This window comes from Rhizobium brockwellii (genome assembly GCF_000769405.2).
Classification (GTDB): Bacteria; Pseudomonadota; Alphaproteobacteria; order Rhizobiales; family Rhizobiaceae; genus Rhizobium; species Rhizobium brockwellii.
The window spans coordinates 4,342,149-4,357,425 of the sequence record NZ_CP053439.1 but is presented as its reverse complement, the minus strand read 5'-3'; the positions used below and the strand labels follow the sequence as shown (position 1 = coordinate 4,357,425).

9 protein-coding genes are annotated in these 15,277 nt (G+C 61.5%); 8 read left to right on the top strand and 1 reads right to left on the bottom strand.

The window, feature by feature from the left end:
• Positions 1-5: 5 nt before the first annotated feature.
• The 8 genes from RLCC275e_RS21315 (at position 6) to RLCC275e_RS21280 (ending at position 14,659) form a co-directional block, all read left to right on the top strand.
• On the top strand, positions 6-1,073 hold the full coding sequence (locus tag RLCC275e_RS21315) for an ABC transporter permease (protein WP_033181959.1): 1,068 nt from the start codon (positions 6-8) through the stop codon (positions 1,071-1,073).
• Positions 1,070-2,005, top strand: coding sequence for an ABC transporter permease (locus tag RLCC275e_RS21310; RefSeq protein ID WP_033181958.1), 936 nt, complete (start codon positions 1,070-1,072; stop codon positions 2,003-2,005). Before RLCC275e_RS21315 ends, RLCC275e_RS21310 begins: the two co-directional genes overlap by 4 nt.
• Positions 2,002-2,835, top strand: coding sequence for an ABC transporter ATP-binding protein (locus tag RLCC275e_RS21305; protein WP_018244086.1), 834 nt, complete (start codon positions 2,002-2,004; stop codon positions 2,833-2,835). Before RLCC275e_RS21310 ends, RLCC275e_RS21305 begins: the two co-directional genes overlap by 4 nt.
• Positions 2,832-3,581 (top strand): ABC transporter ATP-binding protein, encoded by a 750-nt coding sequence (locus RLCC275e_RS21300; RefSeq protein ID WP_033182122.1) that lies wholly within the window; start codon positions 2,832-2,834, stop codon positions 3,579-3,581. The genes RLCC275e_RS21305 and RLCC275e_RS21300 overlap by 4 nt, the downstream gene beginning before the upstream one ends.
• A 163-nt stretch (positions 3,582-3,744) precedes the next feature.
• Positions 3,745-3,933 (top strand): hypothetical protein, encoded by a 189-nt coding sequence (locus RLCC275e_RS21295; protein WP_033181957.1) that lies wholly within the window; start codon positions 3,745-3,747, stop codon positions 3,931-3,933.
• Between the two features lie 127 nt (positions 3,934-4,060).
• Positions 4,061-4,225, top strand: coding sequence for a hypothetical protein (locus RLCC275e_RS21290; protein WP_165402819.1), 165 nt, complete (start codon positions 4,061-4,063; stop codon positions 4,223-4,225).
• A 575-nt stretch (positions 4,226-4,800) separates the two neighbouring features.
• Positions 4,801-13,320 carry a glycoside hydrolase family 94 protein gene (locus tag RLCC275e_RS21285; RefSeq protein WP_130707895.1) on the top strand — a complete coding sequence of 2,840 codons (8,520 nt, stop codon included), beginning with the start codon at positions 4,801-4,803 and terminating at the stop codon, positions 13,318-13,320.
• Positions 13,321-13,420: 100 nt separating this feature from the next.
• On the top strand, positions 13,421-14,659 hold the full coding sequence (locus tag RLCC275e_RS21280; protein ID WP_033181956.1) for an OpgC family protein: 1,239 nt from the start codon (positions 13,421-13,423) through the stop codon (positions 14,657-14,659).
• A 49-nt stretch (positions 14,660-14,708) separates the two neighbouring features.
• Here the strand turns inward: RLCC275e_RS21280 and RLCC275e_RS21275 are convergent, their stop codons facing one another.
• A complete protein-coding gene (locus RLCC275e_RS21275; protein WP_033181955.1) occupies positions 14,709-15,062 on the bottom strand; it encodes a VOC family protein in 354 nt (117 codons plus the stop codon).
• Between the last annotated feature and the right edge of the window lie 215 nt (positions 15,063-15,277).

Below are 15,277 nucleotides of genomic sequence, written 5' to 3'. Positions count from 1 at the left end.
GTGACTTGAGCACCGTCGAAACAACGCAGGAGGCGCGGCCCCGGAAGGGCCGTGCTAGGGCCTTTGCGAAGGCGTTAGGGCGGTTTCTGTTTGCCGCCGTCACCACCTATCTCGGCCTGCTGGCCGTCACCTTCTTCATCGGCCGCGTCGTGCCGATCGATCCCGTGCTCGCCATCCTTGGCGACCGCGCGCCCAACCATGTCGTCGAGCGTGTACGCCAGGAAATGGGCTTCAACCTGCCGCTCTATCAGCAGTTCTTCATCTATATCAAAGGCATCCTGTCCGGCGATTTCGGTAATTCGGTCCTGACGACCAATCCCGTCATGGTCGATATTCGCCGTGCATTTCCGGCGACGGTCGAGCTTGCGACGCTCGGAACGCTGATTGGCGCTTTCGTCGGCGTGCCGCTCGGTGTTCTCGCCGCGGTGCGTCGCGGGAGCATCGTCGACCAGGTGGTGCGCGTCATCGGTCTGATCGGTTATTCAGTGCCGATCTTCTGGCTGGCGCTGATCTCGCTCGTCATCTTCTATGCGCAATTGCGCTGGGTGGCCTTTCCCGGCCGCATCGATATCGTCTTCGAATATACGTTCACGCCGATCACGGGCTTCTATCTGCTGGACAGTGCCTGGCAGGGGCAATGGGATGTCTTCTACGACGTGTTCCGCCACATCATCCTGCCCGCTTCACTGCTCGGCTACTTCTCGCTCGCCTATATCAGCCGCATGACGCGCAGCTTCATGCTGAACGAGCTTTCCCAGGAATATATCGTCGCCGTGCGTGCCAAGGGGCTTTCGGAAACGCGGGTGATCTGGGGCCATGCGCTGCGCAATGCCGCCGTGCCGCTCGTTACCGTCATTGCGCTTTCCTATGCCGGCCTGCTGGAAGGATCGGTGCTGACCGAGACTGTCTTTTCCTGGCCGGGCATCGGGCTCTACATCACCAATTCGCTGCAGAATGCCGACATGAATGCCGTGCTCGGCGGCACGATCGTCATCGGTACGGTCTTCATCGGCATCAACCTTCTGTCCGATCTTCTCTACCGGACGCTCGACCCGAGGACGCGAAACCGATGACGGTGACCGCCAGCCCATCCCAGCCGATGAGCCGCCGCGAATGGCTGCTCTCCGACCGGCCGCAATCGCGCCTGCAGGCCCGCCTGGGCCGCACCTATGTTACCTGGCGGCAGTTCACGGCAAACCGACTTGCCGTCCTTGGTCTGCTCATCATCGTGGCGCTGCTTTTCATCGCCGCCTTTGCCGATGTGCTCGCAACGCATAATCCGGTGATCGGCGATCTGCGCAATGCTCGCCTGCTGCCGCCCGGCACGGGGGAATTCTGGCTCGGTTCGGATGACCAGGGCCGTGATATCTATTCGCGGCTGATCTACGGATCGCGATTGACGCTCCTTGTCGTTGCGCTCGTCGCCGTCATCTCGGCGCCGATCGGGTTGATCGTCGGTACGGTCTCCGGTTATGCCGGAGGCTGGGTGGATGCGACGCTGATGCGTATCACCGATATTTTTCTCGCTTTTCCGAAGCTGGTGCTGGCGCTCGCCTTCGTCGCAGCCCTCGGGCCCGGCATCCAGAATGCGATCATCGCCATCGCCATCACCTCCTGGCCGCCCTATGCGCGCATCGCCCGCGCCGAGACGCTGGCGGTCCGGCGTTCCGACTATATTTCGGCGGTGAAGCTGATGGGCGCCTCGCCGCTTCGCATTGTCGTGCGCCATGTCATGCCGCTCTGCATTTCCTCGCTGATCGTGCGCGTGACGCTCGATATGGCGGGCATCATCCTGACGGCGGCCGGTCTTGGTTTCCTCGGTCTCGGTGCGCAGCCGCCACTGCCGGAATGGGGTGCGATGATCGCCTCGGGACGGCGCTTCATCCTCGATCAATGGTGGGTCGCAGCGATGCCCGGCATCGCCATCCTCATCGTCAGCCTCGGCTTCAATCTCCTTGGCGACGGCCTGCGCGACGCGCTCGATCCGAAGGAGAGCGGCCAATGACGACACTTCTGACCGTGGACAAGCTCAAGGTCAGCTACCCCACGCGCACCGGCGTGATCGAGGCCGTGCGCGGCGTCTCCTTCACGCTCGGCAAGGAAAGGCTCGGCATCGTCGGCGAATCCGGTTCCGGCAAGTCGCAGACTGGACGGGCGATCATGGGCCTGACGCCGAAACACGGCATCGTCACGGCCGACAGGCTTAATTTCAACGGCATCGATCTGATCAACGCCTCCGCGGGCGAAAGACGCAGGCTGCGCGGCAAGCGTATCGCCATGATCCTGCAGGATCCGAAATATTCGCTCGATCCCGTCATGTCGATCGGACGGCAGATCTGCGAAACGCTGCGGACGCATGAGAAGGTCGGCAAGGCGGAGGCGCGCGAGCGCGCGCTCGCCATGTTGGAAGCGGTGCAGATCCGCGACCCGAAACGCGTCTTCGACCTGCATCCGCACGAGGTTTCGGGCGGCATGGGGCAGCGTGCGATGATCGCCATGATGCTGATTGCCGGGCCTGAGCTGCTGATTGCCGACGAGCCGACCTCGGCGCTTGACGTGACGGTGCAACTCGATGTGCTGAGGATCATGGACAAGCTGGTGTCCGAGCGCGGCATGGGGCTGATCTTCGTCTCACACGATCTGAGGCTGGTCTCTTCCTTTTGCGACCGCGTCATCGTCATGTATGCCGGAAAGATCGTCGAGGAGCTGGCGGCGGCCGATCTCAAACATGCGCAGCATCCCTATACGCAGGGATTGCTGAATTGCATGCCCGAGATCGGTGCAAACCGCCATCCGCTGCCGGTGCTCGACCGCAAACCGGAGTGGGCGGCATGAGCGCAGCTCTCGAGATCGACGATCTCAGCGTCGTCTACGACCATTTTCATGCGCTGAAGGATGTCAGCATCGCCATCGAAAGCGGCGAATCCTTCGGTCTCGTCGGTGAATCCGGCTCGGGAAAATCGACCTTGCTGCGGGCCGTTGCTGGACTTGCGCCGATCAGCGGCGGCGCGATCAATATCGACGGTGAGCCGCTCAAGGGTTCGAAGCGCAGCAAAGCCTTCTACCGGCGCGTGCAAATGGTCTTCCAGGATCCTTATGGTTCGCTGCATCCGCGCCAGACGATTGACCGGCTTCTGCTCGAACCGCTTGCAATCCACGGCATCGCCGACGGCGAGAAGCGCATCGCCCGCGCGCTCGACGAGGTCGGCCTCGGCAATGGTTTCCGTTTCCGCTACCCGCACCAGCTCTCCGGCGGCCAGCGCCAGCGCGTCGCGATCGCCCGGGCGCTGATCGTGGAACCGTCGATCCTGCTGCTCGACGAGCCGACATCGGCGCTCGACGCCTCGGTGCAGGCCGAGGTGCTGAACCTGCTGGAAGAGATCCGACGCGACCGCAAGCTCACCTTTGTGATGGTCAGTCATGATCTCGGGGTCGTCACCCATATGTGTGAAAGGCTCGCCGTGATGCGCAACGGCGCCGTCGTCGAGCGGTTGAGCTCGCAGGAACTGGCAACGGGTGCGGTTCACGAGGACTATACGAGAAATTTGATGATCGCGAGCAAGGGTTTCGTCAAAGCGTGAAAGCCAATCTTTTCAAACCTTTGAAAAGAAAAGACCGGCGGCGGTGTTAAGGATAATGTTTTCCTAAAAGACGACCATTCAACTAGACTATTGACAGCTGCCTTGCTTCTGTCATGATCCTGTTAACGTTTGTTAGCTTTCGTGATCGATGGAGGTTGATTGCATGTTCTTTCTCGGTGGGATGACCATGGGTTACCTCGATCCTCCTGTTAAAGCCGATCGCCGGGAACAGATTTCGGCATCCATTCCTGCGGAAAAGGACCGTCGGCTGATCGTGACTTCCTCCAACCCGCCCCAGACCGAGAACGCTGTCGAGCGCTCGTTGATCTGGGCATGGCGCACGCTCTGCTAAAAGGGCTGGTTGAATTTTCTCTTCCGCTCGCTCTGGACGGAAATTTATCTCTACCTACTTGATAGAGAAAATAAGAATATAAGCGCGAGCCGCACAACCGGCCGCACGAGAACAACGGAGGCGACATATGGCAGATCTGGGTATTTCGCATGCTCACGTGAACCAATATGGTTCCGTACCGACCAAGAAGCCGCTCACGGCGCGCCACAGGCTTCAGACGATGCTGCATGGCGCGATCTTCACCGCAGCATTCCTGTTCGTCGTAGCCATGGTTTGCGGCGTCGTCGGGTAATCCGGCGGATGATTGGCGTCGGCAGGTGCCGGCGCTGCGGCGGTTTCCGCTTTTATTGAATTCCGGAACATTAATTTGTCTCGGCTTTTCAATACTCTTCATCATCATTCTTCTGTACTTTTTCACGCCATCCTAAAGTGCGCCACGGCGAACTTGTTCATGCGTGCGGCGGCGGCCCACCCATTTCGCTGCCAGGCGCAGGATCTGGCGATTCTTCCTTCCTTTTTCTGAAATCGAAGCTGTTGATCGCCGGGACAAGGTGCCGGCATTTTCGTCATTCCCACCGCCCAGACAAGCTCGCCGGGCGAGTGGCGAACGCTTCTTGACTTGAATTATCCCGATAGTGTCCAAATTTCCGACATAGCTTTGGCGGAGAGGGTATCGATGGTCTCGATCCCTTCGGGCCACGTCCTGAACCAGGGCTTAGCCTGTTTGCATCGCTTGGCCCGAGTGTCGTTCACCCCGGCTTCATCGATCTTTGAAGAATAGGGCTCCGTTCATGTAGCAGTCATGATAAGCAGTGCAAAAGGCTGAGCAAAACAGCCGTAACTTCGTTTGGATCCAGAACCGAACCCATGTCTATTTCTCATCTTTCTCCGAGCCTTCCGCGCGAACCCGATATGAAGCAGATCGATCACAATGGTTCGATCCGTTCGACCTATCTGTCGATCGAAGACATCAAGGCGATGGGCGATGCGGTCGCCCGCAACGGCGTCGATCAGCTACCGGCTTTCGCCCCCTTCGATTTCTTCGCGCGCCATAAGGAAAACGAGAAGGAAATCCTGCGCGTCTACCGGACCACGGCGACCGACGTCGAGGCCGGCGAGACGATCACGCCGGCGGCAGAATGGCTTCTGGACAATCACTATATTGTCGAAGAGGCGATCCAGGAGGTGCGGCGCGACTTCCCCCGGCGCTTCTATCGCGAATTGCCGACCATGGTCGTCGGCGGCGTCGAGGTGCCGCGCACCCTCGTGCTTGCCTGGCTCTATGTCGCTCATACCCATAGCACGATCTCGCAGGAAAGCCTGACGGCGCTGGTCGACGGCTTCCAGGCCAGCGAAACGCTCAGGATCGGCGAACTGTGGGCGTTGCCCTCTCTGGTGCGCTACGTGCTCGTGGAAAATCTTCGCCGCATTTCGAGCCGTGTCGAAGCCAGCCGCCGGCTGCGCCGCCGCGCCAACGAGGCGGCCGACGAATTGGTGCGCCTGACCGATCCAGCCGGGGCGACCGCCTATCTGAAGACGCTGGAACCGCTTGCCGAAGACAATACCTTCTCGACGCAGTTCCTCTATCGCCTGCGCGACGGCTCGCAGACGTCGAGCCTGGCGATCACCTGGCTCGACGCGCGGCTGGAAGAGCTCGGCCGCAACACCGAAGAGACGACGGCGGCCGAACACAGCCGGCTCTCTTCCGGCAACGTGACGATGGGCAACATCATCCGCAGCCTTCGCGAGATCGACGATGCCGAATGGTCGGTCTGGGTCGAGCAGGTCAGCCATGTCGACAAGCTGCTCTGGGAGCATTCGGATTACGGCATCCTCGATTCCGGCTCGCGCAACAAATATCGCAAACAGATCGAGAAGCTGGCCAAGCGCTCGCCGCTGTCGGAAATGGAAATCGCCCAGCTGGCGCTCGATATGACCGATGCCGCCAAGGCCTCCGACGAGCCGCAGCCGCATGAACCGAATGTCGGCGGCTTCCTGTCGGGCGCGCAGCGGCCGAAGCTCGAGGCGCGGGCGAACTATCGCCCGACGATCATCCAGCATTTCGTGCGCGCCGTGCGCCGGTTCAACTGGCTGGCGATTGCCGTTCCCGTCATGCTGCTGACGGTCATTGCCATGGCGATCGTCGGCAAATTCATGGCCAATGCCGGCATGGGTGCGTTTGAAATCGCACTGCTGCTGATCATGTTCTCGGTGCCGGCGTCGGAGGGGGCGACAGGTCTCTTCAACACCTTGCTATCCTTCTTCGTGACGCCGGCGCGCCTCGTCGGTTACGAGTTCAAGGACGGCATTCCGGAAGATGCGCGGACACTGCTCGTCGTGCCCTGCCTGATCTCGAACCGCGACAGCGTCGACGACCACGTGCGCAATCTCGAGGTCCACTATCTCGCCAATCCCCGCGGCGAGATCTATTTCGCGATGCTCAGCGACTGGCCGGACAGCGAGGTCGAGGAAACGCCCGCCGATCTCGAGGTTCTCGATTATGCCAGGCGCGAGATCGCCAATCTTTCCGCCCGTTATGCCTATGACGGCAAGACGCGTTTCTATCTGTTGCATCGCCGCCGCCTCTACAATCCCTCGGAAGGCGTCTGGATGGGCTGGGAGCGCAAGCGCGGCAAGCTGCACGAGCTGAACATGCTTCTGCGCGGCGACCGCGACACGACCTATCTGCCGGGCGCCAATACCGTGCCGGCCAATGTGCAATATGTCATGACGCTCGATGCCGATACGCGCCTGATGCGCGATGCCGTCACCAAGCTCGTCGGCAAGCTCTATCATCCAATCAACCGCCCGGTCATCAATCCGAAAACCGGCCGCGTCGAAAGCGGCTATGGCGTGCTGCAGCCGCGGGTCACCCCGTCGCTGACGACGGGCAAGGACGCGTCGGTCTTCCAGCGCGTCTTTTCCATCAACCGTGGCCTCGATCCTTACGTCTTCACCGTTTCCGACGTCTATCAGGATCTCGCCGGCGAAGGCACCTTCACCGGCAAGGGCCTTTACCATGTCGATGCCTTCGAAGCGTCGTTGAAGGGCCGGATCGACGAGAACTCCGTGCTCAGCCACGATCTTCTCGAAGGCTCGATGGCGCGTTGCGCGCTCGTCACCGATCTCGAACTGGTGGAGGATTTCCCGATCCGCTACGAGGTGGAAACCTCGCGCCAGCATCGCTGGGCGCGCGGCGACTGGCAGCTTCTCCCCTACATGTTCAATCCGAAATACGGCGTCACGGCACTCGGCCGCTGGAAGATGTTCGACAATCTGCGCCGCTCGCTGACGCCGATCGCCTGGTTCTTCGCCTCCGTGCTCGGCTGGTATTTCATGGGTCCGCTCGGCGCGCTGATCTGGCAGATTCTGCTGATCTTCTGCCTCTTCGTCGCGCCGACGCTGTCGCTCATCAACGGCATCATCCCGCGCACGAGCGACATCATCGCCCGCGCCCATCTCTATACGGTCTGGTCCGATATCACCGCCGCCAATGCTCAGGTAGCACTGCGCATCGTCTTCATCGCCGATTCGGCTTGCATGATGGCAGATGCGATCGGCCGTTCGCTTTACCGCTTGTTCTTCAGCCGCAAGCTGATGCTGCAGTGGCGGACCGCCGCCAGCGTTCAGGCCGGCGGCCAGGGCACGCTGATTTCCTATTACAAGGCGATGTGGCATGCACCGGCGCTGGCGCTGCTGGCGCTCGGTTTTGCCGCTCTTCCCGGCGACAACGCCTTCCTCGTCGGCATTCCCTTCGCGCTGCTGTGGATCCTGTCGCCTGTTGTCGCCTGGTATGTCAGCCAGTCGGCGGAGACCGAGGACCGGCTCGAGGTCGCCGATTCCGTGTCGAGCGAACTGCGCAAGATCGCCCGGCGCACCTGGCGTTATTTCGAGACCTTCACGACGGCCGAGCAGAACTATCTGCCCCCGGACAATATCCAGGAAACGCCGCATGTGATCGTCGCGGCGCGCACCTCGCCGACCAATATCGGCGTCTATCTGCTTTCCGTCGTTTCCGGCCGGCATTTCGGCTGGTTCTCCTTCGAGGAGACGCTCGAGCGGCTGGAGCAGACGATCGCGACGATCGACAAAATGGAGAAATTCCGCGGTCACCTGTTCAACTGGTACCACACCGATACGCTGCAGACGCTTGGGCCCCGTTACGTCTCGGCCGTCGACAGCGGCAATCTCGCCGGCCATCTGATCGCCATTTCGTCGGCCTGCCGCAACTGGGCCGAGGCGCCGTCCGCTCATATGCAGGGCAATCTCGACGGCGTCGGCGACACGGCCGGCATTCTCCGCGAAGTGCTGGCGGACCTGCCCGATGACCGCAAGACCGTGCGCCCGCTGCGCCGCCGCCTGGAGGAGCGCATCGTTGGCTTCCAGAACGCGCTTGCCGCCGTCAAACGCGAGCACGAATTTGCCTCGATCCGAATCATCAACCTTGCGGTTCTCGCGCGCGACATCGAGAAGCTCGCCGCCAATCTCGACCATGAGGTCAAGTCGAAGCAGAGCGAAGAGGTCACCCAATGGGCGGCATCGCTGGTGAAGGTCTGCGAGGCGCATATTTCCGACAGCACCTTCGACCTTTCCAAAGTCGATGCACTAAGGCCGCGTCTGGTGGCGCTGCGCGACAAGGCGCGCGACCTCGCCTTCTCGATGGATTTCGGCTTCCTGTTCCGGCCGGAGCGGCGTCTGCTGTCGATCGGCTATCGCGTCGAAAGCGGTGAACTCGATCAGGCCTGCTATGACCTTCTCGCCTCGGAATGCCGCCTGACCAGCCTCTTCGGCATCGCCAAGGGCGACCTGCCGACGGAACACTGGTACCGCCTCGGCCGCCAGGTCGTGCCCGTCGGCTCGCGCGGTGCGCTGGTCTCCTGGTCCGGCTCGATGTTCGAATATCTGATGCCGCCACTCGTCATGCAGGAGCGCGGCGGGGGTATTCTCAACCAGACCAACAATCTGGTTGTCGTCGAGCAGATGAATTACGCTCGCAAGCTCGGCATTCCCTGGGGCATTTCGGAAGCGGCCTTCAATGCCCGCGACCATAACCTCAATTATCAGTACACGAATTTCGGCGTGCCGACGCTCGGCCTGAAGCGCGGTCTCGGCCACAATGCCGTTATCGCGCCCTATGCCTCGCTGCTTGCCAGCCAGTACGATCCGCCGGCTGCGCTGGAAAACCTGCAGAGGCTGCGCAAGCTTGGCGCACTCGGCAAGTTCGGCTTCCACGACGCCGTCGACTTCACGCCGACGCGCGTGCCGGAAGGCAAGAAATGCGCGGTGGTCTACAATTATTATGCCCACCATCACGGCATGTCGATCGCGGCGGTTGCCAATGTCGCCTTCAACGGTCATCTGCGCGAACTCTTCCACGCCGATCCTGTCATCGAGGCGGCGGAACTGCTGCTGCAGGAAAAGGCGCCGCGCGACATTCCCGTCATGAGCGGCAAGCACGAATCCGATACGCCCGCCAGCATCCAGGACGATCTCCTGCGGCCGGAACTCAGGAAGATCAGCGATCCGGCTTCGCGCGACCGCGAACTCGTCTTCCTGTCGAACGGCCATTATTCGGTGATGCTGACGGCGACGGGCGCAGGTTATTCCCGCTGGAACAATCTTTCCGTTTCCCGTTGGAAGCCTGATCCGACTGAAGACCGCTGGGGCAGTTTCATCTTCCTGCGTGATACCGCCACCAACGAATGGTGGTCGGCGACATCAGAGCCGAAGGGCGTCGAAGGCGAAAAGACCATGGTCGAATTCGCCGACGAGAAGGCGCAGTTCACCAAGATTGTCGGCGACCTCACAAGCGAGGTGGAGTGCATCGTCGCCACCGAGCATGATGCCGAGGCCCGTCGTGTTACGCTGCTCAACATGGGCACGGAAGACCGTTTCATCGAGGTCACTTCCTATCTCGAGCCGGTGATCACCTCCGACGATACCGACAATGCGCATCCGGCATTTGCCCGCATGTTCGTCAAGACAGAGATCGGCAAGCGCGGCGACGTCATCCGTGCCGAACGCAACAAGCGCGATCCGAACGAGCCGAACATCAGCATCGCACATCTGATCGTCGACAATGCCGGCGACACCCGCCATACCGAATTCGAGACCGACCGGCGCAAGTTCATCGGCCGTGGCCGCAGTCTTGCCGATGCGGCCGCCTTCGACCCGGGCGCTACGCTTTCCGGCAGCGACGGCTTCATGCTCGATGCCGTGATGTCGCTGCGTCGCACCGTCCGCGTACCGGCCGGCAAGAAAGTCAGCGTGATCTTCTGGACGATTGCGGCGCCAAGCCGCGAGGAAGTCGACAAGGCGGTCAATCGCTACCGTCATCCCGACGCCTTCACCCACGAGCTCGTCCAGGCCTGGACACGCACGCAGGTACAGATGCGCCATGTCGGCGTCACCTCCCAGCAGGCGGCGGCCTTCCAGCATCTTGGACGCTATCTCGTCTATCCCGACATGCAACTGCGCAAGGACGAGGCGACCGTCGAGGCTGGCCTGCAGTCGCAATCAGCGCTCTGGCCGCTGGCAATCTCCGGTGACTTCCCGATCTTCACGCTGCGCATTAACGACGACATGGATCTCGACATCGCCCGCGAGGCGCTGCTGGCGCAGGAATATCTGCGCTCGCGCGGCGTCACCGCCGATCTCGTCATCATGAACGAACGCGCTTCGTCCTATGCGCAGGACATGCAGCATGCGCTTGACGCCATGTGCGAAAACGTACGTCGCATGGGCCAGGCCGACGGGTTGCGCCAGCATATCTTTGCGGTTCGCAAGGACCTGATGGAGGAAGCCACTTATCATGCGCTGATCGCGGCTTCCCGCGTCACGCTGCACACCAAGAACGGCAAGGTGGTCGACCAGATCAACCGCGCCGTCGCGCTGTTTGCACCCTCGAAGGAGGAACTGCAGGAGATGGAACGGGCCGAGCGCAACAAGGCCCCCGTCAAGCGTATTGCGCCGGTGCCGCCACCTGTCGTGCCCGCCGTCGTCATCGAGGAGGAAGGCGATCTCGACTTCTGGAACGGCATCGGCGGCTTTGCCCGCGACGGACGCGAATATGTCGTTCGGCTGCCGGGAGGTCATGCGACGCCGCAGCCCTGGATCAATGTCATTTCCAACGACAGCTTCGGCTTCCACGTGTCGGCCGAGGGCTCGGGCTTCACCTGGAGCGTCAATTCGCGCGACTATCAGCTGACCTCCTGGTCGAACGATGCAGTGGTCAACCGTTCGGGCGAGGCGTTCTATCTCACCGATCTGGACAGCGGTGCTGTCATGACGCCGTTCGCAGCGCTTTCCCGCCGTCCGGACATCCGTTTCGAAGCCCGCCACGGGCTCGGCTATTCCGTCTTCTCCAGCGTTCAGCACGATATCGCGCTCGAGCTGACGCAGACGATCGACCGCGAAAAGCCGGTGAAACTGCAACGCCTGCGCCTGCGCAACACCGGTTCGACCAGTCGCAAGCTGCGTCTCTACGGCTATGTCGAATGGATCCTCGGCAGCAATCCGGGACGCACGGTGCCTTTCATCCTGTCGAGCCATGATGAGGAGACGGGGGCGCTATTTGCCACCAATCCCTACAGCATCGATTTTTCCAACCGTACTGCCTTCTTCGCGGCGAGCGAGACGCTTTCGAGTTTCTCGGCAAGCCGGCGCGAATTCATCGGCAAGGCGGGGACGATCCAGGCACCGCAGGCCGTCATTTCCGCCGCCGCCCTTTCCGGCGCGACCGAACTTGACGGTGATCCGGCCGCGGCGCTTGCTATCGACATCGAGCTCGGTGCCGGCGAGGAGCGCGACTTCACCTTCTTCCTCGGCGATACCCCGACGGAAGAAGAAGCGCGGACTGTTATCGCCGATATCCGCAAGGCTTCGTTCGACGAGACCGTCGAGGCAAACCGCGCCTTCTGGCGGGATTTCACCGGCAGGCTGCAGATATCGACTCCGGATCGCGGGATGAACAATCTCGTCAACACCTGGCTGCCCTATCAGAGCCTCGGCTGCCGCATCATGGCCCGCACCGCCTTCTACCAGGCAAGCGGCGCCTTCGGCTTCCGCGACCAGCTGCAGGACACGCTGGCCTTCGTGCTGCACGAACCCTCGCTTGCCCGCCGGCAGATCCTGAATGCCGCTTCGCGGCAATTCCGTGAAGGCGATGTACAGCATTGGTGGCTGCCCGGAACGGGTGCCGGCGTGCGCACGCTGATCTCGGACGATGTCGTCTGGCTCGCTTACGCGATCCATCACTACTGCAGTGTCACCGGCGACAAAAACGTGCTCGACGAGGAGATCGCCTTCCTGGAAGGGCCGGCACTGCTCGAAGGCCAGCACGACTCGTTCTACAAGCCGGAGATTTCCGAGGACAAGGCGAGCGTCTACGAACATGCGGCGCTGGCGCTCGATCTCGCTATCGTCCGCAAGGGGGCAAACGGCCTGCCGCTGTTCCTCGGCGGCGACTGGAACGACGGCATGAACCGCGTCGGCATCGGCGGGCGTGGCACCAGCGTCTGGCTCGGCTGGTTCCTGGCGGGGGCATTGCGCTCCTTCATTCCCTATGCCGAAGAGCGCGGCGACACGGCCCGCGCAGAGCGCTGGTCGGCGCATCTCACCGAGCTGAAGAAGGCACTCGAAACCGCGGCCTGGGATGGCGGCTACTATCGCCGCGGCACGTTCGACGACGGTGCACTGCTCGGCTCCAGGGAAAGCCCGGAATGCCGGATCGATTCGATCGCGCAGTCCTGGAGCGTGCTGTCGGGCGAGGGCGATCCGGCCCGCGCCGTCACGGCGATGGATGCGGTGCTCGATCAGCTGGTTGACGAGGATGCCCGCATCATCCGGCTGTTCACGCCGCCTTTCGTCAATTCCGCCAGGGATCCCGGCTATATCAAGGCCTATCCGCCGGGTGTGCGTGAAAATGGCGGGCAATATACCCATGCGGCGACCTGGGTGGTGATGGCGCTGGCGGAGCTGAAGCGGGGCGACGATGCCTTCCGCTGCTTCCAGATCCTCAATCCGATCACCCATGCGCTCGACAAGGCTTCAGCGGAGCAATACCGCGTCGAACCCTATGTCGTGGCGGCCGACGTCTACGGAAACGAGCCTTATACGTCACGCGGCGGCTGGACCTGGTATACCGGGTCAGCCGGCTGGCTCTACCGCGCCGCCGTCGAGGGCATCCTCGGTATCCGACTGAAGGACGGTCGGCTCTATGTGCGCCCGTCGCTCCCGTCGGAATGGGACGGTTTTGCGGCAGAGGTGGAGCAAGGCGGCGGGAAATACCGCATTTCGGTCTCAAAAGCGTCCAATGACAGCGGCTACACTCTGTCGATCAACGGTCGCGAAGTCACCGATCCCGAAGAGGGATATCCGCTCGGATAACAGCGTTCTCCACGCTGAAAAACACGGCGATTCGCGACGGCCAAAAGGGAACCCTTTTGGCCGTCGTCGCGTTTGCAAATCGGATAATAAGGAGAGACCAATGGCAAGCACGCCGACCCAAGCCATCGTCACGGGGCGCAGCTCCCTATCCGCAGCTGCGCCAGTGCGTGACACGAGGCTCGACGTCTTGCGCGGCGTGGCGCTGATCATGATCTTCATCAATCATGTTCCCGGACAAATCTTTGAATATGTGACGACGAAGAATTTCGGTTTCTCCGATGCCGCCGAAGCCTTCGTGCTGATCTCGGGCATCGCCGTCGGCCTTGCCTATGGATCCCGCTTCCAGCCGGGCAACCGGCTCACAGTGGCGATCAAGGCGGTAAAGCGCGCCTTCACGCTCTATCTCGCCCATATGATCACCACCTTCATGACGCTGGCGCTCTTCATCTGCGGTGCCTGGCTGTTCCATCGGCCGGGCTTGCTGGTCGAAATCAATATCCTGGCGGTTCTGATGAACCTGAAGGAAGGCATTCCGGCGCTGCTGCTGCTCGGCCACCAGATCGGCTACAACAATATCCTGCCGATGTATGGCGCGCTGATGCTGACCGTGCCGATCATCCTGCTGTTGAATGCGCGCAGCCCCTGGCTGGCGCTCGGCGTATCGGCCACGGTCTGGCTGCTTGCGGGCATCTATGAAGTGGCGCCGCACAACATGTTGATCGAGGGCTACTGGTTCCTCAATCCGCTCTCCTGGCAGTTCCTGTTTGCGATCGGCATCGTCTCGATGCTGCATATCAAGCGTGGCGGCACCATCCCGCAGCATCCGCTGCTGCTGACGGCCGCTGCCGGTTACGTCGTGCTGTCCTTCATTTGGGTGACCGGCCATCTCTGGATTTTCGGCAACTCGCTGGCAGCACTCGGCCTGCCGCCTGTTATCACTGGTTTCGACAAGACCTTCCTGTCGCTGCCGCGGCTGCTGCACGTGCTGGCGCTGACCTATCTCGTCATCAGTATCCCGGCCCTCTCGCGTATCCTGCGCCGTCCTGCGGACCATCCGCTGACGATCCTCGGCCGCCATTCGCTGAACATCTTCGTCGCCGGCACGATCCTCGCCATGATCGGCCAGGTGGTGCTCTACATTACCAACAAGGACCAACTGGTCGGTCCGCTCTTCGTGATTACAGGGATCGCGATACAATTCGCCTATGCCTATTATCTCGAACGCAAGCGCCAGCAGGGCAGGCTCAAGGGGAAACTTGTCACCGATACCGCCTCTATCCCCGTTCCCGTCCGCATTGGCAGAACGGCAAATGCCTATCGCCAGAACGATCGGAAATAGGGCTCGGATTTGCCGGACATGAAAGAGCCGGTGGCCGATGGCCGTCGGCTCAATTTTTATGCATGAGGATGTTCACCAGCTTGCCGAAGGGATCTCGGACATAGAAGCGTCTGACGCCCCAAGGCTCGTCGGCCGGGCCGTACTCGATCGGGAAGCCTGAGGCAGACATCGCCTCGAAAGCGGCATCGAGATCATCAACCTCGATCGAGAGGTCCGGCACCTCCGCTCCGGAACCGCCTTCACTCGCGATGCTGAGCTGAACGTTCATCGAGCGCGCGGCGCCGAACGTCGTGATCCAGCCGTGGTCCATGATGACGTCAAGACCGAGGATATCCTGATAGAAGCGCCGGGCCGGGGTGATATCAGCTCCCTGGATATTGGCGACGATGCGCAGGACCTTCATGGGTTTTCTCCCTATGCTCCGTTTGACTGGTGAAGGTTAGGGGAGATCGGCGGGGTGATCAATCGTGTGGGTTGGAGCGGAGATGTTGTGCCGTGCGGTACCCCCGCTCTGTCCTGCCGGGCATCTCCCCCACAGGTGTAAAGCCCGGATACATAACTGCTGACAAATGTTCGGAGATATGATTTGTCGGGAGGTCGGCATGGTTTGGCGGAGAG

Bases quoted from the DNA above. Each gene is read 5' to 3' on its own strand.
- RLCC275e_RS21290 (WP_165402819.1), top strand. From the start codon at position 4,061: ATGGCAGATCTGGGTATTTCGCATGCTCACGTGAACCAATATGGTTCC.
- RLCC275e_RS21275 (WP_033181955.1), bottom strand. From the start codon at position 15,062: ATGAAGGTCCTGCGCATCGTCGCCAATATCCAGGGAGCTGATATCACC.
- RLCC275e_RS21280 (WP_033181956.1), top strand. From the start codon at position 13,421: ATGGCAAGCACGCCGACCCAAGCCATCGTCACGGGGCGCAGCTCCCTA.
- RLCC275e_RS21310 (WP_033181958.1), top strand. From the start codon at position 1,070: ATGACGGTGACCGCCAGCCCATCCCAGCCGATGAGCCGCCGCGAATGG.
- RLCC275e_RS21285 (WP_130707895.1), top strand. From the start codon at position 4,801: ATGTCTATTTCTCATCTTTCTCCGAGCCTTCCGCGCGAACCCGATATG.
- RLCC275e_RS21295 (WP_033181957.1), top strand. From the start codon at position 3,745: ATGTTCTTTCTCGGTGGGATGACCATGGGTTACCTCGATCCTCCTGTT.
- RLCC275e_RS21300 (WP_033182122.1), top strand. From the start codon at position 2,832: ATGAGCGCAGCTCTCGAGATCGACGATCTCAGCGTCGTCTACGACCAT.
- RLCC275e_RS21305 (WP_018244086.1), top strand. From the start codon at position 2,002: ATGACGACACTTCTGACCGTGGACAAGCTCAAGGTCAGCTACCCCACG.